Below are 26354 nucleotides of genomic sequence, written 5' to 3' on the forward strand. Positions count from 1 at the left end.
CTTAAAGAGTACCAAATATTTTGGTAAATCGTTCCGGTAAATTATCCATTATGTATATCTGCTCTTCTGTAAAAGGGTGTGTAAAATCCAGTGAATAGGCGTGTAAGTAGAGTCCTTTTCCCGTTAAGATAAGACCTTCTTTACCATACATCTGGTCTCCTAGAATAGGGTTGCCAATAGAAGCCAAATGTTTTCTTAACTGATGACGCCGTCCCGTTTTTGGGTCAAGTTTTACCAAGTTTAAAAAACCATACTTTTCCGAAGGCACTGATTGAATAACTTCAAAAGGACTTTCTGAAGGTTTCCCATCAATTAGAGTATCGATTTTTCCGTGCGGGGGCATTTCTCCAATAGTTACCGCATAGTATACCTTTTGAACTTTTTTGTCCTGAAAAAGTTGATTGAGTTTACGAATGGCACTCCCTGTTTTTCCCGTTAACAATACTCCTGTTGTGGTATAGTCCAACCTGTGTACAGGTTGTGGTTTGGTTACGTCGGTTAAAGCACTTGGTTGTAAGTTTTGAGGTAAAGCATGAGCTATGGTTTTAAAACCATTACCACTTACTAGGATCCCGGCAGGTTTGTGGAGTATAGCAAGATGTTCGTCCTCATACAGAACCTGCAATGGAAAAACTAACTTTTTACTGGAACTTATTTCATTCGGAATAGCTAATGTAATGGTTTCACCGCCGCGTATATAGGTAGCTGTCGTAGCAATTACATCGTCTACTTCTACATATTTTTTTTTGATAACTTTCTTTAATGCCGATTTGGTGGGAACGGACATAAAAATTCCAACACCATACTCTTGAAGTCGGATTGGAGATGAAAGTGGCGGAACGATATGGCTTTTGATAGCCATTTTTAACAGGATAAGTGAAATGTAAAGCTACTTAATTTTAGTAAGCATTCTTTCTTTAAGGAAATAAATCTACTCCTGTCTAAAATATGGTTGACCAATCAAGCTCGTGTAAATCGGAATAACCCCACTCACCAAATCGTCCAAAGGGAACAACTCCATTTTCTTTAAGTGTATCAATACTTTCAAGGGTGCTAGGTTCTGTTACAAGTTCTAAAGGATAACTCATGGGTACAAAAAGTTCTTGAGCAAATTCTAATTCCTTTATGCTAGGGACCAATTCTTGCACTCTTTTCCTTATTTTTTCAATGGGTATTTGACCCTGTTTATCGCTTCTTAATTGGGCAAGTAAAAAGTCATCTTTAATAGAGAAAATACGAAGAATATCAGAATTGAAATCGCAATCGTAGACTACTTGGTTTTCGTCAAAACCGTCTTTATACTTAAAAAAATAAAAGTATGCGCTAGCGTAGTCAGTATTGTGGTTATGCTTTAATCCACAAAGGTCTAGCAAATAATGAAATGGTATAGTAGAAACCAATTTTTCATATTTAATAATACTGTCATTGGTATGCACCTCTTTTTTTTCAATATCTATTTTCTGAAGATTAGCAAAATTCAATACTTCAGGATTTAACTTGTTAATAGCATATTTAAAAATTGATTTTCCGTTTACATATCCTATTCTGGTATTACCGCTTTTGGATATGTAGTGTCTTTTAATTTTATCTTGAACTTGACTGAAAGGTTTCGAAAGCATAGAATCGCCCCATTGTTTCAGTCCAAGGCATAATCTCTGGTCAATACCTTGATTAGAGAGCATGAAAGATGCTAGTGAGCCCTGTTCTATAGTATGGTCTTTATAATTAAAATTAGTCAGTTCAGAGAAACTAACCGAAATAGGCTTTTGCTTTGGTACATCATCGAATAAATCTGAATTGTAAAGCTCAGATTCTTCAACAGGAAAAATGGGTAGGGGGCTAAAACGGGTGCCTTCGTGTTCTATTGAAAAGATTGGTCTAGAATTCTCATTCCTCAGTATCAGAATATCTTCGTGATTGTTTGTTTTAAGTAATTTGTGATAGGCAATTAAAGAAGCATAACCATATCCTAATAAACAATTTTTAACGTGCACCGTTTTGGTATTCATGCAAAATGACTTTTTAATCATTTAAAGCAAATCCTTTTCACTTTAAATTATAATGCATTTTTTTAATGAGTTGCGATCTCTTGAGATTTGTGGCGAAGATAAAGCCTTTGGTAAAAAATTAAAGGCTCATTTTAAAATTATCGACTAAAATCTAATTTTATCGACCGAATAATGTACTGTGATAGTTTTTAAACTATAATACGGAGGTGTAAACCACGTTTATTAGTATAAGTAATTTTAATTTTTCGAAATCATGCGGTTTAAAGTGTCTTTGAGGTAATGGTTTTATTGTTTTGTAAAACCTTATTTTTGTAGGATAATCGTAGTACATTGTAGCATTACAAAATCGTTTAATACCAAACCATTAATAGTCTTTAGTCATAGTTGTTCAATAAACTATTTTAGTAAAGTAGGAGTAGAGATTCAGCTATAGTCCAATTATAATGATGTGTATACCTTTCTTTACCAGTTAGGAGACAACGTTGAAAGTTATGTTTGGAATTACAAAACTAGACGAAGATCTATTTTCTAATTAACTCAAATGAGAAGAGTGTTATTAAGTGCATATGCCTGCTCGCCATATAAAGGCTCAGAATATTGTGTTGGCTGGTCATGGGCTGTAGGCCTTTCTAAAAAAGGTTTTGAAGTATGGTGTATGACCAATACTGAAGATTATAAAGATTGTGAAAAAGAGAAGCAAGAACTAAAGTTGGATAACCTTCATTTTATACCAGTAAAACTTCCTGTTGTAGCAGATAAATACTGGCTTAATAATTCAAGAAAAGTAATTTACGCGCATTACTATTTGTGGAAAAAGAAGGCTTCAAATGTAGCTGTAGCTTTACATGAAAAATATAATTTTGATATTGCCCATCACGTAAGTTATGGTAGTTTTCAACAAGGTAGCAGCTTATATAAACTAAATAATTGCAAAATTATATTTGGCCCGGTGGGTGGAGGACAGATGTCATTACCCATTTTTAAACCTTATTTTGGGTCTTCATGGGGAACCGAGATAATGAGAAAATATATGTCTGAATTTCTTATGAAGTACAATACTTCTTTGAGCGAAACTTTAAAAAGAGCAGATGTTGTTTTAACGGTCAATGAAGAAACAGAAACGTTACTAAAAACTTCAAAATATTATAAAGCAGGACACGACTTTAGTGTCAGTGATTCAGCATTACCAAAACAATTTGAGAAGAATCAATTTAAGGCCAAGGAATCTACCGAAGAGTTTAGAATATTGTGGGTAGGTAGATTAATTCCACGGAGAGGTTTGGAATTATCCTTAAAAGCCCTCTCATTTTTACCAGAATATGTGAAGTACAAACTTATTATTGTTGGGGATGGAGATCAGGCAGGTAAAATCCCTAGTTGGATTAATAAGTACGAATTAGACGCTTCTAAAATACAACACATGGGTTGGATTCCTTATTCCCAAGTTCATGAAGAATATGAAAATGCAGATATAATGCTTTTTTGTCCTTTGAGGGATACGGCGGGTCTTCAAGCTACGGAGGCAATGGGTTTTGGCTTACCCATTATAACAATGAATATAAGTGGAATGAGAACTATTGTGACCGAAGATTGTGGTATAAAAATAACACCTACTACTACAGATGGCACAGCTGAAGATATAGCCGGTGCTATTGAACATATGTATTCAAACCCAGATTTTAGAAAAAAGGCAGCAGAACATGCATACAAAAGAGCTATGGCGAACACATGGGCAAATAAGATTGACCTAGTTACGGATCAGTTTTATTAAAATCTAACCTATTAAAGTGATTATAAAAAAACAGTGTATTATTTTAGCCTGTTAAATCACCTCCGAAACGCACGATTGTGTTTATCACTTTTTTTTTGATTAAACTTTCTTTTGATTTTTATGAGACGATATCTAATATCATCATAAAACAAACTAATAATAAGAATAATAGCAGCTATTATAAGAGTGTTCAGCTTTAAATTAGCTCTAGAATAGAGGAATCCGCCCACTAATCCTCCTCCAAAAAAGAAAAGAATAATAGAGATGCGTAACTGAATAGTCGACTTTAGTTTTTTTCTGTTTGGGTGTAATTTTGGAAAGAACAACTGGGAAATTTCTATGCCTAAATCGGTAAAAAGGCCTGTTAGGTGGGTAGTTCTAACTACGGCATTAGAAATTTTTGTTACATAAGAGTTCTGAAGGCCCATGGCAAAAAGTAACATACAGGCAATAGCGTCCTTATATTGAATTTCCATAATATTGCTCAATAGGGCTATAGAAACTAAAATTAGACATTCAATTATTGTGGGTAGCACAAAAACGTTTAATCTTTTATTCGCTCTAAACTTTTCTATTAGGAAACTAGATAAAAAGGAACCAAAAAGAAATGAGAAAATATAAAGAAAATATATGGTTCCTTTCCAGAACTTAAAATTTGCTACATCATAAATGAACAGCGCAAAATGGCCTGTGACATTGGTGGTCAATTGTTCAATTGATAAAAACCCTGTTACATTAACGATTCCTGCTACAAAAGACAAGACTATAGCAATCTGCAGATTATGTTTTAATGTTCTGCTTTTACCTTGATGTCTGAACATTCACTCTTCATTTACCTTATTGCATAATACAAAGGTCACATTTTTTTTAAGCTATACACAGGAATGCGTATTTTTTATTGAGACGAGGTAAAGTGTAGTAAAAATTTCCAATTTAAGGGAATTACAAAGTGGACCAAATTGGTTTCAGAGCTCTTGAACTCAATTCTAGTGGTTATTTCAAATGTTATTAAGAGATCAAATATAAAAGACTCTAATATTCCATTTACCCTCCTTGGTAAATGAGCTTTATTTAAATTGATGTTAGCTTTTATATATTCAATAAATTGAAACTCCTTCGTTTCGGTTTGCATCTCCTTTTTTGGTTAAATAATCTAGTTATAAGGCGGTTAGGTAATTATATACTAAGCAAACTTTGGCATTCAATAAAATTGAAATAACAAGAAATAGATATGCTTGTAAACCCAGTAGCAGACTTCTTTATCCGAACTTAGGCCACTTAGATTTATCTATAACCATATCTCATGATGTAAATTATGTATGAAACATGGCGTTGTTGAAGTCTTTGTAACTATAAATATTGAAGTCTTTGCTTAGGGCAGATCATAATTGCCTTTATTCTCTTGCCGCTCTAAACTCACTACTAGCGTAATATTTTGGAAAAGTATCTTCATTGGCCAGTTTTAAACCTACATTAAAAAAGAGTTGTAAATCAAGCTGTACACCACTTAACTCACTTGTTTCAGCATGGTATTCATCAGAAGGTTGATGATATTTGTGCATAAGGTAGTTTTCTTTGTATTTCTTTATCTCCTCAATACTAGTGTTAAATCCTTCATAAGAACCACTTGCATAGAGAGCGGGAATCCCAATTTTCGCAAAATTAAAATGATCAGATCTAAAGAAATATCCTTTTTCGGCGTCAGGGTCTGGAATAATATAACGGTCTTGTTTTAGTGCAGCTGCTTCGGCGTATTCATCCATTTCAGATTGGCCGTAACCGGTAATGGTCAGGTCTTTCATTTTTCCGGGACTACCTAGGGCATCAATATTGATATTTGCAACTGTTTTTTTAGGGTCAAAAATGGGGTTCTCAGCATAAAAGGCAGAACCCAGCAAACCTTGCTCCTCTCCGGTAACCGCTATAAAAGCAATGGAACGTTTTGTGGGCGTACTTTTCTTGAACGCTTCGGCAATGGCCAACAGACCTGCAGTACCAGATGCATTATCAATAGCGCCATTGTATATAGAGTCCCCATCTATAGCTTTACCAATACCAAAGTGATCCCAATGAGCGGAATAGATAATTACTTCATCCTTCCTTTCTGTTCCCGGGATCAGCGCAACCACATTTTTAGAAACGTCTTTTTTGATTTTGTTCTGAATGGCAACGGAAACGTTTAAATCTAATGAGGTAGGTTTAAATCCTTTAATTCTTGCAAGGGTTTTGTAATCCTCACCTTTCATAATAGAGGCATCAAACATTTTTTGGGCGCTTTCATTACTTATCCAAGACTCAACCGATAGATGGGGCAGATTGCTTTCAATAATTAATTTAGCTCCGCTCCATCCGGACTCTATTACGTTCCAACCATAAGAAGTAGGCTCGGTATCATGAATTATTATTAAACCCTCAGCACCTTGCCTAGCGGCTTCTTCATATTTGTAGGTCCAACGACCATAGTAAGTCATTTCATTACCTTTAAACAAGGTGGAATCTCCAGATTGAAAGCCAGGGTCATTTATTAGAACAACAGCAGTTTTACCCTTCCAATCGATACCTTCATAGTCGTTCCAGTTATATTCTGGAGCAACAATGCCATAACCTGCAAAAACAAGTTCTGAGTTGTCCAGACTTACATCTGTTTTTACTTTACTTGTTGTGGCAACAAAATCTTTTAAAACATCTAAATTAAAACTTCCGTCTTTTCCGGAAATAACCATCTTTTCTGAAGGCGTTCCTGTAATTTCTACCATAGGAACCTCTTGGAAAAAGCTATCTTCATTACCTGGAAGAGCGCCTAATTTCTCGAACTCATCTTTTAAATAGTTTACCGTTTTTACCTCACCTTCCGTAAAAGGTTTTCTTCCAAGAAATTCATCTGATGCTAGATGCTCAATATGTTTGGCAATAGTGGTTTGGTCAACTGCAGCCAGCTCTTCGCTAGTTTTGTTGTTGCTCTTGCAACTTAAAACTAAGACAACTAACAAAAGCATTAAATAATTTTTCATAATTGATATTTTAAATAGATTGACACTGATCGGCATGCGCTATTTTTGTTTGTTTAACCAGTTTTTATAATTTTTTTCCAAAAAATCAATTCCATCTTTTTTATATTTTTCTGTAAATAAAGTAAAATGGTCTCCGGGAAAATAGTCAAATTCAATATTGGCATTCAGAGCATTCATTTCTTTCTCTAATAGTTCAACAGAGCGATTCAAAAAGATATTATCACTGGTGCCTACTGATATTCTAATCTTACCATCCACATCTTCCTTAAGATTCCCCCAATTATCTCTTAGTATAACGGAGAGGTCGTATCTTTTCCAGAGCGGGAGCGCATTTTTATTTATTTCACCAGTAGGTGAACTAACTAGTCTAATTCTATTGCCAGTTTCATCGTATCCTCCAAAAACAGCGTCAAAAGAATGAATCTGTGAACCTCTGTAAAGAACATGCTCAGTTCTATAGAAGTCTTTTGCACTAATTACAGGAATTCGTCCAGCAATGGTAAATAGAGGTAACGGAGTACCTTTTTTGTTGTAAAAGATATTGTCTGTTTCATAAATATTGATGTTTTGATAATTTCTGAAATCTACTTGATCGGGTGAACTTGACCAGGCTCCAGCAAATGTTGTTGGATAGTTTACTTGTAACCAAAGAGTAGTCCACCCTCCGCTACTATGCCCATGTAATAAAAAGGCACCATTAGTTCTATATTTTTGATTTAGGGCAGGAATAAATTCTTTTACAAGTGCATCTCCCCAAGGTCCATTAACATCGCTATTCGCGTAAGTAGAATGACCTTCGGGACAATTGCCATCTAAATAAATTACAATAGTGGGTTGCTCACCCAGTTGTCTCAGAAATTTATTATGTCCAGAATGTAATTTGTAATTGGCTCCAAAACCGAAAATAGAAAATACCACTGGATAGTTTTTATCAGGTTGATCGTAGTATTCTTCTGGTAAACTCACCGCAGCATTTACAAAAATATCCTTTTTATGAAAATTGCTTAGGAGGTCTGATTTTACTCTCAATTCTTTCAGAAATTCAGTTTCATTGAATTTTATAGGTTCGATAATGTTATTTGCTTCAATCTTAAAAACCTTGTCAAAATCTTTTGTTAGGTTAATTTTTGTTGATTCAGAATAAAAATTACCAGAACTTGAACCAATATTAGCATCCCCAAGATTCATATCAAAGACCGCTTGCACATAGTATTCTCCTCTCTCAATATTTGATAATTCTACAGGGTATGATATAGCATCATCATTAAAAACTACATTTTCATTAGCTTTTAATTTTTTAACAATCACTCTATAAACAGGAGTTAATTCAAGGCCAACAAATATATCTTTGGGTGATTTTTTTTCCTTCGAAAGATAGAGTATAACATTGCCTGAAAAGTCTTTATCCACTAAACCTGAACCGTAGCTAACCTCAAATATTTGAGCATTAAGATTGAAACCAAGTATTATAAACAGAATACCTGAAATATACATTTTTCTCATATGAAAATTTTTATGAATACTAAGTGTAGAGGGAAGTTTGATGCCTGTAATTTGCGAAATAAAACAATACAGCACAATCTAAAGATAGCATTTTTATGTATAATTTTTGTTTAAAAAAATTGCAAGTAATGAATTTAGTCCCTTTTAGAATGAAGGAAACAGGATATTACTAAAATGGAAATAGAATTGAAGATATGAGTACTCAGGGTTTCTTCTGTACTAAAGTTATATTGAGAATTAACATTCGAAAGGGGAGCAGGAAAGTTTATCGAACAACAAATTTGTATGCAGATAAATCGTTTAGAGAATCTGAAGGTTTGTTTTAGTATCTCAAATAAGATTACTATTGTAATCTTGAAAAACTGTAATTGAATTTAGCTGTCTTTTTCAGGATACTAAAAAAGTATAGCTTGTCTTTAAATAAAGAAGTAAGTTTTAAAGAAAAATTTTGGGTTTTTATATAGGAGTATGCCTATTGATTACAATCCCAATCAGGTCTATATTCAGCATCGTTTAATTCAGCAAGATCTTTATTAGCTCCAGTTGTGATTGATATGTCTTTGGTGTCATAAAGTAAGATATAATCTATATTGGCTCTTTGAGAACGACCAGACATGGTGAAAGTATATTCTTCGCCTTCTATTAAATTATACAAAATAGCTGCTTTGTTATGTGCTTCTCCACCATCTCCAGAATAAACAGCTCCCCATTGATCAACACCTCTTCCAAAAAATTTCAAATCAGTTTGTAGATCTTCGGTGGTATATTTATCGGTAGCAGAAGTGAAGTTGCCAGCCATTTTTATGTAAACATCATTAGATTTATCTTCTTCGGCCCCTTCTAAACGCTGGTATAAACGCATTAGTAATTTATATTCTCCAGTAGATGGGGCCTTAAATACGTAATCTAAAGGAGAAGTTGCAGTACCACTAGCTTGATTATTACCTGTAAACTCTAAATGTGTTTCATTTATGGGGCCAAGATTTTCTTTGTCTAAATAATCAGAGTCACCTTTGGTAATTAATTTCCATTGGTCTAAAGGTGATTCTGTTGCTTCCGCATCAAAAACGACATAGTTTGTCCCAAATGTTTTTAGGCAACTTAAAACATTTTCAGGATTTGTTGTTTCTGATTCAGGCTCTCTGTCAGAGGTGCTGTCAGTAGAATTTTCTTCAACTAAATTTGTCTCGTTATCTTCCAAAGAGTCACTCTCTGATGAGCAAGAGATTAAATTCAAGGAAATACAGACAATTAACGCACTTAAATTATGTTTAGTTACCATAATTTAGATAACGCTCTCACTAAGTCTAAAATTGCGGAAACCTACTTTTCAGTACGATTAAGTCAATTTCACTTGTTTTTTACCACAGGTTTTTGCCAGATACTACAAATCCATATTTTGAGAATACCTTTTATTAAATCATCTTAAAATCCAGTAACAATTCTCCTTCTATTGAAGCTTGTAAGTGATCACCTTTAAAGGTTTGTCCGGTCCCAGATGCTGGTGTGCCGGTAAATATTAAATCTCCAGGATTTAAAGTCATAAAAGTGGATACAAAACTTATGATTTCTGCAAAAGTATAAATAATAAAATCGGTGTTTCCTACTTGCTTTTGCTCACCGTTTATAACCAAATCAAAATTAATATTGTCTAAATCAGGAAATTCTGATACAGGTTTAAAACTAGAAATTGGCGAAGCGCCATCAAAACCTTTTGCTAATGCCCAAGGTTGTTTTTTCTCTCTACTTGCGCTAAGAACATCTTTTGCCGTGTAGTCAATACCTATTCCTATTTCAGAGATATATGAGTTTGCATCATCTAGAGCAATATCTTTCCCTTTTTTGCCAATTTTCACTACCAATTCTACTTCATAAGCTAATTGGTTCGTTATTAAAGGGAATACAACATTTTTATTATCTGTAACTAAAGATGAATCTGGTTTGGTAAATATTAATTGAGTGTCATTTTTTAATCCGCTTATTTCGGATTTATCGTTGACATAATTTTTTCCGATACCTATAACTTTCATTTGTTTTGATTTGGTGGTAAGTGATTCTTTCTTAAATAGCGCTTATTCTTCTTCTCCTGCTTCAGTTTCTCCATTGGCAGCTTCTTCCTCGGCGTCGTGCGCTCTAATAATATCATTCTTTAGAATGTTAAGTTTTTTCAACTTAGCTTTCCAGGTTTCAAGAGTTTCCTTGTGACTTTCAACTCGTTTAATAACATCACGTACTAACGGATTGTCCTCAGAAGCATTTGAGAAAAATTCAAGATTGGTTTCCAACTGGCGAATCTCTCCTTTGCTTTCCTCTATTTTCTTACGAATAAAACTACGTTCGTTTTGTATAGCACGTTCGTTATCGGCATTAGCCAATTCCTGAATTTTATTACCGTATTTAAGTAATTCAGACTCCTGACGGTCAATATCTAATTTCTTAAAAATCCCGTCAAGAATTTTATTGAACTTCTGGTCTATATTCTTCTTCTTAAATGGAACTCTACCATAAGTTTTCCATTCAGCAATAAATGCTTTTATAGCTGTAAGGTCGTCTTCTCTTTTACCAGATAGTTCAAAGGCCGACAATTTATCTAAACATGCGCTTTTCTTTTCAAAATTTTCCTGCTCTTCCTTAAGACCTTCATTTTTTACTGCATGCATTCGGTCAAAATAATGGTTACAGGCAGTTTTAAACTCCTTCCATATCTTATCCGAGTATTTTCTGGGAACATGCCCTATTTGCTTCCAATCATTTTGGATGCGTTTCATTTCAGGAGTAGCTCGATCCCATTCTTCACTTTCTTTTAAAGAAACTGCACGGTCTAGTAAAGCACGTTTTTTATCGAGGTTATCTTGTTGCTCTTTTTTAAGGTTCTTATAATACGCATTTTTACTTTTGTTAAAGTTACGTACGGCACTCTTAAAGGCATCCCAGGTTTTTTCATTTTGGTTTCTGGGTACTTTGCCAGCTCCAAAAAAGGCATTTCTGAGTTCCTCTAACTTTTTAATCTGTTGTTGCAACGCTTTGTGACTGGTAGCAACGTTTCCGGACATAGCTTCAATTGCGGCTATAATCTCATTCTTTGCAACAAGGTTCTTTTCATACTCGGCATCAAGTTCTTTGTAGTGATCTTGCCTTCTTTGATGAAGAACCTTTGTGGCATTACTAAAACGTTCCCAGATTTCCTCACGGTGTTCTTGGCCAACAGGGCCAATATCTTCTTTCCAGATTTTATGTAATGTCTGTAAATCTCTAAATGCTATGGTTAAGTCGGGTTCTTTGGTCAAGATTTCCGCCTGTACAACCAACTTTTCTTTTTCCTCTAAGTTATGTTTGAAATCTAAATCGCGTAACTCACGGTTTAGATGTAGAAAATCATAGAAAATCTCAATATGGTGCTGATATGTGCGCCACACGTTATTGTAATCCGTTCTTGGTATAGGGCCAGCATTACGCCAGTTTTCCTGAAGTTCTTTGAACGCCTTATAAGTTGTGTTCATGTCTTCATCAACATTCACCAAACTTTTTAGTTCTTCAATGATTTCAAGACGTCTGCTTAGATTTTCTTTTAGATTTTTTTCAAGAGACTTATAGTATGTATTTCGTTTTTCACGGTAATCATCATATACTTCATTGAATTGTCTTTTAGTTACAGAATTGTATCTAAAGTCAATTTCGTTACCGCCTCCATTTATAAAATCCTCTTTTTTACCTTCTAAAAATTCTTGAAATTTCAGGTCAAATTCAGATTTAATGCCATCTACTTGTTTCTTTATGGCCTGCACTTTCTCGTTACGAACTAATTTCTGTAATTCTCCAACTAAATTTTCCATAGACATGGAGTGATAGTCTAAAACAGGAATGGTATGACGCTCGTTGTTACCAGTGTCCTCGGCATCCTCGGCGTTACTTTCATCTATTTCTTCAAGAACAGCATCTTCTTCATTTGCCGTGGTCTCTTCTTTTTTAGAATCGTTAGCTACAGGCTCTTTCTCTTCTTCCGATTTAGACGGAATACTTTCTTCAGGTTCGGTAGTCTCTTTTGTTTCGACCTCATTTTGAGCGTCCTTTTCCTCTAGTGTTCCGGATGGTTCTTTTTCAGGAATTTCCACCGTTTCCGAAGCTTCCGTACTTGGCGTAGCCTCAGTATTTTCAGTGATTTTTTCTGTATTCTCTTCCCCTACGTTATGTTGTAGTTCCCGTTCCTTATCTTCCATCGTATATAAGATATTGATTTTGCAAATTGCTAGGGTAAGATACTAACAACCGCTCTAATGACAAAGGGTATAGGAGTATTTTAGCTTTTGATTAAAACCGAAGTATTACTGAAGCCCCTGTAAATGGCAGACAAGGCTAAAGACGCTTTGGCTTAGGGAGTTAGTATTTTAAAATGACGTTTATTGTGAATTAGCTTTCTTGCCAAATTTGCCATGAACGGTCTGCCTGAAGTTCCAACATCCTTAGACCATTAGAAATTTGGGCACCTTTGGCCTCACCGGCAGTCAAAAAAGCCGATTTTTCGGGGTTATAAATAAGGTCGAAAAGAAAATGTTTGTCATTAAGAAATTCGTAAGGTAGGGTAGGACGCTCCTCAATATTAGGATGTGTACCTAAGGGAGTACAGTTTACCAAAATGGTATGTTCTTTTAGAACATTCTCAGTAACCTGATCATAACTTATTTTGTTATCTCCGGGGCTTCTTGAAACAAAAATATATGAAATACCCATTTCGCCCAACACATAAGCCACGGCTTTTGACGCACCCCCAGTTCCTAGGATTAACGCTTTTTTATGGTGAGGTTTTAGAAAAGGAGCCATAGCATTCTTAAAACCATATGCATCTGTATTGAAGCCTTTTAGTCCGTTTTCTGTAAATTGAATAGTATTGACAGCACCAATCTTTTCAGCCTCTGGGTCTAATTCAGATAAAAAAGGCATTACTTCTTGTTTATAGGGTATGGTAACGTTCATACCTTTAATATCAGTATTGTTTTTAAGAACATCGGTAATTTCTTCAATAGCTTGAAAGTCAAAATTTTCATACGAATAGGTATCTAGACCTAAATCAGAGAATTTTTTGGTGAAATACCCTCGTGAAAATGAGTACGAGATATCTTTTCCTACTAATCCAAACCTAATTCTTTTCATGTTTTATTTTTTTTGATAAAGCTGAAACTCGTTACATTGAGAGCTCATTTTCTTTTCGAACCTTTCCGTACCAATCTAATAATAGTAGAATGGCAATTCCGACGATCACAAAAAATATGGCCCACCAAGTTTCGGAACTTCCCAAATCTGGAAAGAACCGTTCATAATTAAGGATAATTTCTTTTCCGTTGCTGTCCAGGATCAACTCCCCAAAAGTATCTGTTTTAAAAATAGTACGTTTCCAAGGCCAAACCACACCCAAGGAACCGGTTATAAAACCAATGATAACCGCTGTGGTAATATGTTTAAAATGTTTTAAAACATAGGTCAGTAGATGAGAAAGACTAACTAACCCTGTGGCAGAACCTGCTGTAAACACAGCTAAAATGGTCAAAGTTCTTAAACGTTCAGGATTACTTGTAAAGCTATAATCACCAATTATTATTTCTGCAAAAGTGTCATAGAGAGCGTTTACGGAGTCTACTAATAACAACACGTAATTGCCTAATAATATAAGAATGAAAGATCCGGAAAGCCCTGGTAATGTCATACCGGAAACACTAATAATACCACAGATAAAAATGAAAAAAAGATTGTCATTCTCTTTTGCAGGATTAAGAAAACTTATGGATATACCCACAATAAGCCCAATCAAACCGGCTGTTATGGTTCTTTTGCTCCAGTGTTCAAAGTCTTTTGAAATGTAATAGATAGAGCCTAAAATCATACCAAAAAAAGCAGACCAGACAAAAAGTTCTTTTTGCGCCAAGAAATAATCCAATAATCTGGATATGCTGAAATAGCTAATCAACATTCCAAAAATAAGTAAGGAAAGAAACGTACCGTTAATATACCGGTAGAAACTCCTGAATCTTCCACTTAAAAGAAGTTTGAATGCTTTACCGTTTACTTTTTGAAGTGAGTAAATGAATTCCTCGTAAAACCCGGCAACAAACGCAACTATACCACCTGATACACCAGGGACTTTGTTAGCGGCACCCATGCACAGACCCTTTATGACCAAAAAGAATTTGTCAATAAATGTTCTGGTGTTGTACATGAATGGGGACTTATTTTTTTGAAGCTGTTCTTTCAAGAACGAAAATAACCAAGAAACCGACCAATGCAGCAATAATGGCTATCATAATTTTATTATCTCCATCAAAATTAAACGGACTCACGTTTTCATCTATCGTAATGATTTTTTCGCCAATCATCTTCGTATCTAAAATTCTTTTCCAAGGCCATATTTTATTTAAAGAACCAACAATGAAACCGGTTAATAGGGCAAGGGTAAGGTTCTTTTGGTGGTTGAACATCCACTTCAATAATTTAGCGAAACTCAATAAACCAAAAATTGCACCAACACCTACAACTCCTATAATTTTAAAGTCAAGATTATGCACCGCATCAATTATGGTTTTATAGGAACCCAATAGAACAAGGATAAATGCACCTGAAATGCCAGGTAGAATCATGGCACAAATGGCAAGCGCGCCAGATAAAAACAAATAAGGTAAACTATCTGCACTTTCTGATGGAGGCAGAGTTGTAATGTAATATGCAATGGCAGCCCCTAGAACTAGTGCTATCAAGGTTTTAGCTTCCCATTTTTGAACTTCTTTACCTACTAACAGAATACTTGCTATAACTAGACCAAAAAAGAAAGACCATATAAGAATAGGTTTGTTTTCTAACAACCAGCTTACTAGTTTGGCCAAAGAGAGTACACTAATACCAATACCTACAAAAAGAGCTAAAAGAAAATTACCGTTTAGTTTGGTCCAGGCTGCTTTTAGTCCATTTTCTTTGAATTCTTTAAAAAGAGAAATATCTACGTTGTTGATAGAAGAAATAAGTTCTTCATAAATGCCGGAAATAAAAGCGATTGTTCCGCCAGATACTCCTGGTACAACATCGGCAGCGCCCATGGCCATACCTTTTAAAGTAATGAAAGTATAGTCTAAAAAATTTCTGTTTTCCATGTGGTTTGTTCGTTGAAAAGCAAAAATAGCTTTTAAAATTTGAACGTAGGAAAAAATGGAACAAGCCCTTATAATTTTTATAGATTAAAAATATAAGAGCTTGGTAATTAGTTCTTTATTTTGAAGCTTTTTCGGCCTTTTCTACAGCTTCCAATACCCAGTCAGATTTGGTGTATTGTGGGAACTCTTCAAAGAAAAGCGAAAGTTTTTGAAGATCTAGCTTTAATGCATCCATAAAACTGATACGGCCATTTATCATATCTCTATTGGCTAAATGAAATCCTGCAGTTTTGTATTTAAGTTCTGCGCTTTCAGGATAGAATTGTTGGCCTTGTGCCAAAATTTGTAACGCACTTGCTGTATCTTCATTACTTAAGAGAACATCTGCCCAATTAAGCCAGGTCTTTAATTCATAGTTGCCTAAATCTACAGCCTGTTTAAACGCAAAATCTGCTTGATCATACTTCTTTAATGCAGCATTTATATAGGCACACTTTTTCCAATACGATGGGTTTTCTCCATCTATGTTCAAAGCTTTGTTTACGTAGTGAAGGGCTTTGTCGTAGTTTTTTCTTCTGAAATAGAAATCGGTAATGGCTAACCATCCCTTGTCTAACAAAGGGTCTTCGTGAACGGTATGGTAGTAATAGTACTTGGCCATATCGTCATTTTGTAATTGCTCATGACACTTTCCTATCCTTAAATAAGCGTGAGAAGTTGGGTCTTCCATTTTAATGGTAGTCTCATAATTTTCTATCGCTTCATTGTATTTGCCCAATTTTTCAAGGACTTTACCTTTCTCGAAGTAAGCTCCAATAAAAGTATCATCTGAAATAATGGCAAAATCGAATGCGGCTAGGGCTTCAGTATGCATTTTCTTATATGTATACTGCTTACCCAACTGATGCCATGCTACTTCACAGTAGGGATTTCGCTCTAAATAATCGTTCAAGTAGACAATAGCACCATCGTGATCTTCTAAAAACTCAAAACAGTATATGACATTGTATAATGACGAATAATCTTGCTCGTCAAAGGAAACGCAACGCATAAAACTCTCTTTAGCCGATTTAAAATCGTCCATAAAAAGGTACTCCATCCCTAATAAAGAATGAATATCAAAGCTGTTTTCCGCTAAGTCAAGAGCCTTATTCAACAGGGCTACCGCTGCTTCATGGTTGTCTTTTTTTGAATAGATGTTCGCCCGCTGTATAAAGATTTCTTCATTGGTAGGGTCTAGTATCTGAAGCTCGTCTAGATACTGCTCGGCAATATCCAATTGGTTTTCAAAAACTAATACCTCAATATTCAACAACTTCAGTTCAATCGCATCTGGATGTTGTTGAAGACCAATTTTAATTGCTTTCTTCGCTAGCGCTATTTTGCCGTTGTTTAAATAATGATGTATGATGTCCTCAAAATCCTCTGAGTCAAAAAAATAGACGTCATCGGTTTTGAGCATCGATTCAAACTTGGCAATTGGCCTGTTCGGCCTTTCGTTGGATTCTAACGCCATAGGAACGTTTTGGTTAAACTCTGTTATTAAAAGTAGCCTTTTGAAGTGCTCTTTCGAACCTGATTCACCTATATTATTAACAAATTAGTTAACAAGTTATTGCTTGTAATCTTCTAAAACTTCAAGGATTATGCCACAACCGGTTTCAATTTCATCTTTAGAAATGGTTAATGGCGGTGAAATTCGTACTGCAGTGGGTTCAAAAAGTAACCAAAATAAGATTAAACCTTTCTTGGCACAGGTTAGCACTAAGTAATTGGCTATTTCGGCATTTTCTAGAATTAAGGCCAACATTAGGCCTTTTCCTCTAATTTCCTTTATTAGTCGGTGCTCGAGTAGTTTTCTAACAAGAGTTTCTTTTATAAGGGTGTCAGAAATAAATTGAGTTTCGGTAATTTCTTTCAACGTGGCCAAGCAGGCGGCCGCAATGACGGGATTACCACCAAAAGTAGTAATATGACCTAATTTTGGACTGTCCTGCAATGTGGACATAAGTTGATTAGACGCTGTGAATGCCCCAACAGGTAGGCCTGAGGCCATTCCTTTTCCGGTTACTAAAATGTCTGGCACACAGTCATAATGCTCAAAAGCGAATAGTTTACCGGTACGGCCAAAACCAGGCTGAATTTCATCTAAAATCAATAAAGTTCCCGTTTCGTTACAACGCTCACGTACTTTCTTTAGATATCCGTTTTTTGGTTCTATAAAACCTGCACCACCTTGTATGGTCTCTAAAATGACACCGGCAGTCTTTTCTGTTATTTTCTTTAAATCTTCTTCGTTGTTAAACTCAATAAAACTAACATCTGGTATAAGTGGTCTAAAAGCGCTTTTTCGTTCTTCATAACCCATTACGCTTAAACTACCCATGGTATTGCCGTGATAAGCATGGCGTGCGGCTATCAATTGACTTCTGCCAGTAGCTCTTCGCGCTAATTTAAGCGCGCCTTCAACAGCTTCGGTTCCGCTATTGACCATGTAAGTGGTTTCTAAAGAAGTGGGTAGGAGCGAAGCAAGCAATTTGGTGTATGCCACGGCTGGTTCTTGAACATACTCCCCATACACCATGACATGCATATAGGTTTCTGTTTGTTTTTGAACAGCAGCTATAACTTTAGGATGACAATGACCCAGACTACAGGCAGAAACACCTGCAACAAAATCTAAATGTGCATTACCATTGGTGTCATAAATATAACTACCTTTGGCATGCGAAACCTCTAGGGCCAAAGGATGTGGCGAAGTTTGCGCTTGATATTTTAGAAAATCTTGTTTCATTTTAAAGGACTAGAAGTCACTTTTTTGAGCTTAGGTCTTAAGATAGGCGTAGGGGCCTTATTATTTGGAGGAGGAATTTTGTTGACCGGGTCACTGGAGTTTCCGGAACGTTCTGCTTCCTCTGCATCAATATCAATAGGGTTTTCTATACCTCTTATGATAGGGAGTTCTATATTATTATCATCTTCATCAAAAATATCATCTTTGGTAACTATTCGCTCATCGCCACGCCAGATAAAACCTTTTAGTTTCCGACTTTCAACGGGAAGTTCTGTTTCAGGAAAAATATCGCCGTCGGGATCAATAAAGAAAGAAAGGTCTTCAACATCATTATTGGCCATTACAATATTAATTTTACTGCAAATGGTTTTGTCAATTCCTATAAGCTCTTCATCGTCATTATACATATAATATATAACCTCGGTATTTTTGACTAAGTCTATGTATTTCAGTTCGTTTTCTACAAATTTTCCGAAAAGGTCCTTACCCTTAGCTTGGTTGTAACCAGTCATACTAATACTATCCAAAGAGATAATAAAAGCGTTTTCTAATACTTTGAGCGAATCTAGTTTTTCCGTTTCAAGGTTGGAAATGAGATGTATGCTATCACCCGTCATTTGATTATCACCATTCCATATCACGGGATTACGAATCAATTGAGTGATTCCTGTTTTTTCGGATGAATGCACAGAATCACACTTACCACTTAAGTCGGTTTTGTAAAATTTAGCATTTCTAAAAGCACGTAGTATTCTGTTTTCAGGCTTTCCTGTGATCATTAACGTATCACCATGCATATAAAGCGAATCTTGTTCTACTAGACTTATAGAAACAGCGCGCTTAGTAGCAAACACAGAATCTTTTGCTTTAAATACTTCTGCATAATGAGCGCGTATAATACCATTGTTTACGGTATCGGTAACCGTAATGTTATTGGTAGCGGATGCAAACTCCGAAGCTTTATCAAAATACACGCTATCTCCTTCAATAATACGGTTGTTATAATCAATACGAGTATTTTTTATCCCATAGCCGCTTTCTATTTTTGTGTCATAAAAACCACGTTCGCAATATATTTTATAGGCTTCTCCGGTTATAGTAGAGGGGCCATACATATATGCATTCTTGGAGGTTGTGTAGTAATCTAGTTGCTCGGAATCTAGAATGTACTGCGGGTTGTCTATATGAACGCTATCTAAAAACTGGTATTTGTCCAACTCCATAAAATAGCGACCTATTTCACTGGTCAAAGTATTCGAAGAATCTATTATGGTACCCGAACTATTGTAATACGACTCTTGATTTTCACGATCAAAATAGAGCGTATCCGTTCTTAGGGTCATTTTACCACTCTGCTGATCGGTTTCCAAAAGAACACTCTCAAAGGCTTTGGCTAGTTTTGTCTCGCCATCGTAATTAATTTTTCCACTGGTCATTTCAATGGAGTCACCTTGCTGTAAGCGTACGTTACCTACTGCCCGTAAGCGGTTTTCCTTCTGATAAAATATGGCAATGTCACACCAAAGGTCAGCGCCTTGGTGTTCAAACTGCACCTGCTTATCATCTTTACTAAAAATTGAAGCTCCAGGAAATTGAGATTCGTTTTTGGTGAAGTTGGCACCATAAACAATATTAATCTGTTTGCTTTGTGTGGTGTCTTGAGTGGAAGTCTTTTCTTCTTGAGCGTAGCCAATTATAGACGTGCCAAGTAAAAACAATAAAATGCGAAGTAGATTCAATGCTATCTAAATTTTGCCTAAAAGTAGGTTTTTTTTAAAGGAAGCAATATAGTTTAGGATAGATTTAGGAGGATTACAGATTAAGATAAAATCTATAAGTATCCAAACTATCCTAAACTACATATCGAAATGTATATTTCGATGTTCTTTTATAACCTTTGCTTACCTGTGTATAGTCTGTGTACGGTCGGGCCCTACAGAAACTATTTTAATAGGCACTTCTAGTTCTTTTTCTAAGAACTCTATGTAGGCCATTAAGGTCGCTGGTAACTGATCAGCACTGCTCATTTTAGTAAGATCTTCTTTCCAGCCTTTCATTTCTGAATAAATGGGCGTTACATTTTCTGCTTCAATATTAAACGGAAGGTGTTCTATTTTTTTGCCTTTATAGTTATAAGCAGTACAGATTTTTAAAGTATCAAATCCGCTTAAAACATCAGCTTTCATCATCATCAATTCGGTAACGCCGTTAATGATTACAGCATATTTTAAAGCAACAAGATCTAACCAACCACATCTTCTAGGACGGCCAGTAGTTGCACCAAACTCGTTACCTACACGAGCCATAGTCTCACCATCTTCATCAAAAAGTTCTGTTGGAAAAGGACCACTACCAACTCTTGTAGTATATGCTTTAAAAATACCTTTTACATCACCTATTTGGTTTGGAGCAACTCCAAGACCTGTACAGGCACCTGCAGCTGTAGTATTACTAGATGTTACAAAAGGATATGTTCCAAAATCAATATCTAATAATGAACCTTGTGCGCCTTCAGCCAATATTTTCTTACCGCTTTTTTGAGCTTGGTAAAGATATTCTTCACTGTCAATAAAAGTCAGTTCTTTTAATTCGTTAATAGAATCAAAAAAGTCTTTCTCCAATTCTGCCAAATCATACTGAATGTCTACATCGTGAAAAGCAATCATAGCTTCATGCTTGTTAGCTAAGCTACGATATTTTTCTTTCCAATCAGACATCTCAAGATCACCGATACGCATACCGTTACGGCCTGTTTTGTCCATATATGTCGGGCCTATTCCCTTTAGGGTAGAACCAATTTTAGCTTTCCCTTTTGATGCTTCTGAAGCCGCATCCAATAAACGGTGGGTAGGCAATATAAGATGTGCTTTTCTTGAAATGAACAATTTAGCTTTAATATCTAAATTGAACTTTTTTAAAGCGTCTAATTCTTTTTTGAAGATTACTGGATCTATAACTACTCCATTACCAACAATGTTTAAAGCGCTTTTGTGAAAAATTCCTGAAGGTATGGTATGTAAAACGTGTTTAATTCCATCAAACTCCAACGTATGTCCTGCATTTGGACCTCCTTGAAATCTTGCGATGATGTCGTAATCTGTTGTAAGTACATCAACAATTTTACCTTTTCCTTCGTCTCCCCACTGTAATCCTAACAATAAATCTACTGCCATTTAAAATTTTGGTTAGCTGTTCGTGTTTTCTTTTTTATTTCGAGTACCATAGAAATAGAGGGAGTGTGTATTGATTGTAATATCAAAAACTTCCTCAATGGTTTTCTTTATAGATTGAATACGAGGGTCGCAAAACTCCATAACTTCACCGGTATCGGTCAAGATAACATGATCATGTTGGCGATCAAAATATGATTTCTCGTATTGTGCCTGGTTTTTGCCAAATTGATGCTTTCTAACCAGTTTACACTCTAATAAAAGTTCAATAGTATTGTAGAGTGTAGCACGACTTACCCTGTAGTTTTTATTCTTCATATTTATGTACAGCGATTCGATATCGAAATGCTCTTCGCTGTCATAAATTTCTTGAAGTATAGCATAGCGTTCGGGTGTTTTTCTATGCCCGTTCTCTCCTAAAAAAGTGGTAAAAACGTTTTTTACGATTTCCTGATTTTTGTTGGCTGCCATAACTAGGGTTACATTCGTCAATCCGCAAAGGTACGGTTATATTTTAATTAGAATTCTAAATTCTTGTGACTTTATCTATTCCGTTTATTTTCTTCAGATTTGCCATCACTTTTTTCAGAATGCCGTTGTTTTTAACTACTACCGTAATAGTACCTTTGAAAGTTCCGCCATCGGTACTAAAATTAAGATTACGGATGTTCACGTGCATGTCATCGGATATAATTTCGGTAATCTCACTTACTAAGCCAAGATTGTCTATTCCCGTTAACCGTATTTCGGATAGAAATTCTTCTTGACTGGAATCTATCCATTTGGCACTAATAATACGATACGCATAATTAGATTGAAGTTGTATGGCGTTGGGACAGTTTTTCTTATGAACTTTGATTCCTTCGTTTATGCTAACAAAACCAAAAACCTCGTCGCCAGGAATGGGGTTGCAGCATGGAGAGAGTTTGTATTCTAATTTTTCCTCTTCCTTACCAAAAACCAACACATCATATTTGGCGGTAATCTCCTCCTTTTGGATTTCTAGCGGATTAGGGTTTCTTCGCATTTTATTTTTGAAGAAACTTATGAACGCATTAGAATAAGACGAAGAAAAGTCTTTTAACATTTGGTTGTCTATAGATCCAATGCCTACTCTATAAAAAAGATCTAGGCTGGTCTTTAGTTTAAAGAAGCTTACCATTTTATTAATGGAATCTTCATTAAGGGCAACTTTCTGGGATTTTAACTTTCTGCGTAGAATTTCTTTACCATCTTCCGCAACGGATTTTTTCTCTTCTCTTAAAGAAGATTTTATTTTTGCTCTAGCTCTTGCCGTTGTGGCGTAATCCAACCAGTTCTGATTTGGTTTTGCCTGGGCAGAAGTTATAATTTCTACCTGATCTCCACTGCTAAGAGTAGTGTTCAAAGGAACTAATTTTCCATTAACCTTAGAACCTCTAGTGCGCATACCAACTTCTGTATGTATATTAAAAGCAAAGTCTAACGGGGTGGCTCCTTTTGGTAAGGATCTAAGTTCACCTTTTGGGGTAAAGACAAATATTTCTTTAGCGTAGAGATTTAGTTTAAATTCTTCAACAAAATCTACTGCATTTGTATTGGCGTTTTCAAGTGCTTCCTGTAAACGATTGAGCCATACGTCAATACCTTTTTCTTTTTGATCTCCATGTTTGTACTTAAAATGAGCTGCATAACCTTTTTCTGCAATTTCGTGCATGCGTTCGCTACGAATCTGTACTTCTACCCATCTTCCTTTGGGTCCCATAACAGTAATGTGCAGCGCTTCGTATCCTGTAGATTTTGGTGATGATATCCAATCGCGGAGGCGTACGGGGTTTGGAGTAAAGTGATCGGTTACGATGGAATAAATTTTCCAAGCCAGGAATTTTTCATTCTGCCGATCTGACTTATAAATAATACGAATGGCAAACTTGTCATAAATTTCATCAAAAGCTACATGCTGTACCTTCATCTTTTTACGAATAGAGAAAATGGACTTCATTCGCCCTTTTATATAATAGTTTAGGCCTTCTTCTTTTAAGGATTTATCTATTACACCCGAAAAAGCATCAATATAAGCTTGTTGATCTTCTTTTGATTCTTCAATTTTATCTTTTATGCTTTTGTATACACTAGGTTCAGTATATTTTAAACTAAGGTCTTCTAATTCTGTTTTTATGTTATAAAGCCCTATACGGTGTGCTAACGGAGCATAGATGTATAAGGTCTCGGAAGCCATTTGTACCTGTTTATGCTCGGGCATGGCATCCATGGTAAGCATATTGTGGTAACGGTCTGCAATCTTAATTATGATAACTCTCACATCATCATGTAGAGTGAGTAGCATCTTCCGGAAATTTTCGGCCTGTTGCGAGGTGCTGGTGTCTTTTTTAAGATGTGCTATTTTGGTAAGGCCATCAACGATACGCGCAATGGTTTCACCAAACATTCGTTCAATATCATCTAACGTATATTCGGAGTCTTCTACAACGTCGTGAAGTAGGGCGGAAGCAATAGAAGTAGCATCTAGACCAATCTCTGAAGCCACTATTTTCGCCACTGCAATAGGATGAAAAATATAAGCTTCTCCAGATTTTCTACGTTGCGTTTTATGTGCGTCTACTGCAATCTCAAATGCAGAGCGTATGAGTACCTTATCATCGTCTGAGAGATGTTGATAACTAATGCGCAGCAATTCTTTATATTGCTTGGCAATCTCCTTGTTTTCCTTCTCTATAGCTTCCTCGGTCATATTCAAATAAAAATAGAACAATCTTAGCAGTCGTACAACAAAAATTGACCCTCTTTTTTGGCTATGTCAAAGTGTCTTTAATTTTGAATATTGATGGTTGTGCTACTTTTTTAAATTCTGAATCCGGTCCAGAAGAGTAGGGTGAGAATAGTGCATAAAAACGAAGGCAGGATGAGGAGTAAGGTTGCTTAAACTGTTTTTAGATAATTTTTTTAATGAGGTAATCAACGGTTGTGCAGCATAAGTTTTTTTGGCATAATCATCTGCTTGATATTCAAATTTCCTAGAGAAATGATTCATAATCAATCCCGTTATTTCTGAGATAGGACTGTAAAGAATACCAAAACCTATTAGGGCTGCATGAAAACTAGGCTGAGATACGCCAATAGCCATAGATACTGCAGGGTTGTTGACAAACAATGACAATACAAATAGTGTGATACCTGTTAATAATAAAGATGCTATGAGGTTGAAAATAATGTGTTTTTTCTTGTAGTGTCCTACTTCATGGGCTAAAACAGCAACAATCTCTTCTTCATCTAGGTCGTTTATTAAGGTGTCATATAGGGTAACCCTTTTTTCTTTGCCAAAGCCAGAGAAATAGGCATTGGCTTTTGTGGAGCGTTTTGAACCGTCTATTACAAATATATTATTGAGCTCAAAACCAACGTTCTTGGCAAAGGTTTCTATTTTGGTTTTTAAGCTTCCATCTTCTAGAGGTGTTTGCTTATTGAAAAGAGGCACAATGAGTTTACTGTAAAATAAGTTCATGAACACCGTAAAAATAGATACAAGAGCCCAAGCATACAACCAAAAATTAGTGCCTGCCCATTGGAAGAACCAAATGATTACAGCTAAAAGGAGTCCACCTACTGCTGCGGTCATTAACCAGCCCTTTATTTTATCTAAAAAGAAAGTGCCTTTGGTAGTCTTGTTGAAACCGAATTTCTCTTCTATTACAAAGGTAGAATAGTAGGATAAAGGAAGGGTAAGGATATCGCTTCCGATCATAATAATACCAAAGAACATTAAAGCCATTGGTATAGGTTGACTGGTTGTGCTACGTACTAGTTGGTCTATCCATTCAAATCCACCAAAAACCAAAAAACACAAGGTTAAGAGAAAGGAAAAGGTAGATGTTAATAATCCAAAACTATAATTGGTCTTTTTGTATGCTTGTGATTTTTTATACTCCTCCTCATCAAAAACATCATTGAGTTCCTGTGGTATAGGGTCGTTATAGCGTCTGGCGTTTAGGTAATCTAGAACGGTCTCGAGGATAAATTGTAGCACGAGAATGGCAATGATAGTATAAAACAGAATGCTCATTCGGTATTTGTTTTTGGTATATGGGAGTTGGTATGTTGAGAATTGAGGCTTTATTTATTCAAAATTCCGCTGTCTTTTCGCTTCAAAGATAACAATAGCCGCTGAGACGGATACATTCATGGAATCTATCTCTCCTTGCATAGGAATTATAATGTTCTGGGTTGAGTTATCCAGCCATTCTTGCGAAAGTCCGTCCGCTTCCGTCCCAACCACAATTGCCGAAGCAGGAATGAAATCGGTTTTAATATAATTTTCAGAAGCAGAAAGTGCTGCGCAGTAAATATTGATATTTTTAGCTTTCAGAAACTCAATAACTTCAGAGGTACTACCAATGGCTATCTTGTTTGTAAAAACGCAGCCCACGCTAGAGCGTATTATATTAGGGTTGTAGAGGTCTGTTCTTGGGTTGGTAATGATAACTGCGTCAAGGTTTGCGGCATCGGCGGTACGTAATAATGCTCCTATGTTTCCTGGTTTTTCGGGAGCTTCGGCAACGAGAATTAACGGATTTTTATTTTTTAATTCCAATTCTTCCAGCAATGTGGGTTTGCTTATGGCAATGGCCAAAACACCTTCAGTAGTTTGTCTATAGGCCAGTTTTTGGTAAACATCCTTCGTAACTTCAATATAATCAGGGGTTAATTTACTGTTTCCAAAAAGTGCATTAGTTGTGTTCAAGTCAATCAAGTCCGGTTGAAAAAGCACAGTTTCAATTTCATAACCACCTTTGAGTGCTAATTCAATTTCCCGTTGGCCTTCTATAATAAAAAGTCCGGTTTTCTTTCGTTCTCTAGACTTTTCCTTTAAAAGCAGTATTTTCTTTACCAACGCATTTTGAACGCTAGAGATTTGCTTAATTTCATGCATACCGCAAATGTAAATAAAAGTGTAATTGCGCGACCT

20 protein-coding genes are annotated in these 26354 nt (G+C 35.7%); 1 reads left to right on the forward strand and 19 read right to left on the reverse strand.

Annotated elements, in window-relative coordinates; genetic code table 11:
- Nucleotide 1: 1 nt before the first annotated feature.
- Both IWB64_RS13430 and IWB64_RS13435 read right to left on the reverse strand, forming a co-directional pair.
- The gene (locus IWB64_RS13430) at nt 2-862 is read right to left on the reverse strand and encodes an RluA family pseudouridine synthase (RefSeq protein WP_194534482.1); all 861 of its coding nucleotides are present in this window, start codon (nt 860-862) and stop codon (nt 2-4) included.
- A 79-nt stretch (nt 863-941) separates the two neighbouring features.
- Entirely contained in the window at nt 942-2009 is a 1068-nt protein-coding gene (locus tag IWB64_RS13435; RefSeq protein WP_194534483.1) for a hypothetical protein, read from the reverse strand.
- 541 nt (nt 2010-2550) lie between these two features.
- Here IWB64_RS13435 and IWB64_RS13440 point away from each other — a divergent pair.
- The gene (locus tag IWB64_RS13440; RefSeq protein WP_194534484.1) at nt 2551-3780 is read left to right on the forward strand and encodes a glycosyltransferase; all 1230 of its coding nucleotides are present in this window, start codon (nt 2551-2553) and stop codon (nt 3778-3780) included.
- A gap of 56 nt (nt 3781-3836) precedes the next feature.
- Here the strand turns inward: IWB64_RS13440 and IWB64_RS13445 are convergent, their stop codons facing one another.
- The 17 genes from IWB64_RS13445 to IWB64_RS13525 form a co-directional block, all read right to left on the reverse strand.
- Entirely contained in the window at nt 3837-4601 is a 765-nt protein-coding gene (locus IWB64_RS13445; protein WP_194534485.1) for a YoaK family protein, read from the reverse strand.
- A 573-nt stretch (nt 4602-5174) separates the two neighbouring features.
- Complete coding sequence (locus IWB64_RS13450; protein WP_226975888.1) at nt 5175-6791, reverse strand: M28 family metallopeptidase; 1617 nt, start codon at nt 6789-6791, stop codon at nt 5175-5177.
- A 39-nt stretch (nt 6792-6830) separates the two neighbouring features.
- On the reverse strand, nt 6831-8294 hold the full coding sequence (locus IWB64_RS13455) for an alpha/beta hydrolase-fold protein (RefSeq protein ID WP_194534486.1): 1464 nt from the start codon (nt 8292-8294) through the stop codon (nt 6831-6833).
- Between the two features lie 472 nt (nt 8295-8766).
- Complete coding sequence (locus tag IWB64_RS13460; protein WP_226975889.1) at nt 8767-9531, reverse strand: hypothetical protein; 765 nt, start codon at nt 9529-9531, stop codon at nt 8767-8769.
- Between the two features lie 178 nt (nt 9532-9709).
- Nucleotides 9710-10324, reverse strand: coding sequence for a fumarylacetoacetate hydrolase family protein (locus tag IWB64_RS13465; protein ID WP_194534488.1), 615 nt, complete (start codon nt 10322-10324; stop codon nt 9710-9712).
- 42 nt (nt 10325-10366) lie between these two features.
- Nucleotides 10367-12511 (reverse strand): DUF349 domain-containing protein, encoded by a 2145-nt coding sequence (locus tag IWB64_RS13470; RefSeq protein WP_194534489.1) that lies wholly within the window; start codon nt 12509-12511, stop codon nt 10367-10369.
- Between the two features lie 190 nt (nt 12512-12701).
- Complete coding sequence (locus tag IWB64_RS13475) at nt 12702-13442, reverse strand: shikimate dehydrogenase family protein (RefSeq protein WP_194534490.1); 741 nt, start codon at nt 13440-13442, stop codon at nt 12702-12704.
- A gap of 31 nt (nt 13443-13473) precedes the next feature.
- Nucleotides 13474-14502, reverse strand: coding sequence for a DUF368 domain-containing protein (locus IWB64_RS13480; protein ID WP_194534491.1), 1029 nt, complete (start codon nt 14500-14502; stop codon nt 13474-13476).
- A 10-nt stretch (nt 14503-14512) separates the two neighbouring features.
- A complete protein-coding gene (locus tag IWB64_RS13485) occupies nt 14513-15427 on the reverse strand; it encodes a DUF368 domain-containing protein (RefSeq protein ID WP_194534492.1) in 915 nt (304 codons plus the stop codon).
- A gap of 115 nt (nt 15428-15542) precedes the next feature.
- Complete coding sequence (locus tag IWB64_RS13490; protein ID WP_194534493.1) at nt 15543-16943, reverse strand: tetratricopeptide repeat protein; 1401 nt, start codon at nt 16941-16943, stop codon at nt 15543-15545.
- A 96-nt stretch (nt 16944-17039) separates the two neighbouring features.
- Complete coding sequence (locus tag IWB64_RS13495; protein WP_194534494.1) at nt 17040-18221, reverse strand: aspartate aminotransferase family protein; 1182 nt, start codon at nt 18219-18221, stop codon at nt 17040-17042.
- Nucleotides 18218-19960 (reverse strand): OstA-like protein, encoded by a 1743-nt coding sequence (locus tag IWB64_RS13500; RefSeq protein ID WP_226975890.1) that lies wholly within the window; start codon nt 19958-19960, stop codon nt 18218-18220. Before IWB64_RS13500 ends, IWB64_RS13495 begins: the two co-directional genes overlap by 4 nt.
- Nucleotides 19961-20122: 162 nt before the next feature.
- Nucleotides 20123-21394: an adenylosuccinate synthase gene (locus IWB64_RS13505; RefSeq protein ID WP_194534495.1), complete on the reverse strand. Its 1272-nt coding sequence runs from the start codon at nt 21392-21394 to the stop codon at nt 20123-20125.
- Between the two features lie 12 nt (nt 21395-21406).
- On the reverse strand, nt 21407-21862 hold the full coding sequence (locus tag IWB64_RS13510; RefSeq protein ID WP_155596927.1) for a Fur family transcriptional regulator: 456 nt from the start codon (nt 21860-21862) through the stop codon (nt 21407-21409).
- 55 nt (nt 21863-21917) lie between these two features.
- The gene (locus IWB64_RS13515; protein WP_194534496.1) at nt 21918-24122 is read right to left on the reverse strand and encodes a RelA/SpoT family protein; all 2205 of its coding nucleotides are present in this window, start codon (nt 24120-24122) and stop codon (nt 21918-21920) included.
- 102 nt (nt 24123-24224) lie between these two features.
- Nucleotides 24225-25451: a M48 family metallopeptidase gene (locus IWB64_RS13520; RefSeq protein ID WP_194534497.1), complete on the reverse strand. Its 1227-nt coding sequence runs from the start codon at nt 25449-25451 to the stop codon at nt 24225-24227.
- 54 nt (nt 25452-25505) lie between these two features.
- Nucleotides 25506-26318 carry a TrmH family RNA methyltransferase gene (locus IWB64_RS13525; protein WP_194534498.1) on the reverse strand — a complete coding sequence of 271 codons (813 nt, stop codon included), beginning with the start codon at nt 26316-26318 and terminating at the stop codon, nt 25506-25508.
- Between the last annotated feature and the right edge of the window lie 36 nt (nt 26319-26354).

The sequence above is a fragment of the Zobellia nedashkovskayae genome (assembly GCF_015330125.1).
GTDB classification, from domain to species: domain Bacteria; phylum Bacteroidota; class Bacteroidia; order Flavobacteriales; family Flavobacteriaceae; genus Zobellia; species Zobellia nedashkovskayae.

Excerpts from the sequence above, each read along its gene's own strand:
- IWB64_RS13485 (WP_194534492.1), bottom strand. The coding sequence starts at position 15,427 with ATGGAAAACAGAAATTTTTTAGACTATACTTTCATTACTTTAAAAGGT.
- IWB64_RS13465 (WP_194534488.1), bottom strand. The coding sequence starts at position 10,324 with ATGAAAGTTATAGGTATCGGAAAAAATTATGTCAACGATAAATCCGAA.
- IWB64_RS13515 (WP_194534496.1), bottom strand. The coding sequence starts at position 24,122 with ATGACCGAGGAAGCTATAGAGAAGGAAAACAAGGAGATTGCCAAGCAA.
- IWB64_RS13435 (WP_194534483.1), bottom strand. The coding sequence starts at position 2,009 with ATGAATACCAAAACGGTGCACGTTAAAAATTGTTTATTAGGATATGGT.
- IWB64_RS13470 (WP_194534489.1), bottom strand. The coding sequence starts at position 12,511 with ATGGAAGATAAGGAACGGGAACTACAACATAACGTAGGGGAAGAGAAT.
- IWB64_RS13445 (WP_194534485.1), bottom strand. The coding sequence starts at position 4,601 with ATGTTCAGACATCAAGGTAAAAGCAGAACATTAAAACATAATCTGCAG.
- IWB64_RS13520 (WP_194534497.1), bottom strand. The coding sequence starts at position 25,451 with ATGAGCATTCTGTTTTATACTATCATTGCCATTCTCGTGCTACAATTT.
- IWB64_RS13480 (WP_194534491.1), bottom strand. The coding sequence starts at position 14,502 with ATGTACAACACCAGAACATTTATTGACAAATTCTTTTTGGTCATAAAG.
- IWB64_RS13450 (WP_226975888.1), bottom strand. The coding sequence starts at position 6,791 with ATGAAAAATTATTTAATGCTTTTGTTAGTTGTCTTAGTTTTAAGTTGC.
- IWB64_RS13475 (WP_194534490.1), bottom strand. The coding sequence starts at position 13,442 with ATGAAAAGAATTAGGTTTGGATTAGTAGGAAAAGATATCTCGTACTCA.
- IWB64_RS13510 (WP_155596927.1), bottom strand. The coding sequence starts at position 21,862 with ATGGCAGCCAACAAAAATCAGGAAATCGTAAAAAACGTTTTTACCACT.
- IWB64_RS13430 (WP_194534482.1), bottom strand. The coding sequence starts at position 862 with ATGGCTATCAAAAGCCATATCGTTCCGCCACTTTCATCTCCAATCCGA.
- IWB64_RS13525 (WP_194534498.1), bottom strand. The coding sequence starts at position 26,318 with ATGCATGAAATTAAGCAAATCTCTAGCGTTCAAAATGCGTTGGTAAAG.
- IWB64_RS13440 (WP_194534484.1), top strand. The coding sequence starts at position 2,551 with ATGAGAAGAGTGTTATTAAGTGCATATGCCTGCTCGCCATATAAAGGC.
- IWB64_RS13490 (WP_194534493.1), bottom strand. The coding sequence starts at position 16,943 with ATGGCGTTAGAATCCAACGAAAGGCCGAACAGGCCAATTGCCAAGTTT.
- IWB64_RS13495 (WP_194534494.1), bottom strand. The coding sequence starts at position 18,221 with ATGAAACAAGATTTTCTAAAATATCAAGCGCAAACTTCGCCACATCCT.
- IWB64_RS13505 (WP_194534495.1), bottom strand. The coding sequence starts at position 21,394 with ATGGCAGTAGATTTATTGTTAGGATTACAGTGGGGAGACGAAGGAAAA.
- IWB64_RS13455 (WP_194534486.1), bottom strand. The coding sequence starts at position 8,294 with ATGAGAAAAATGTATATTTCAGGTATTCTGTTTATAATACTTGGTTTC.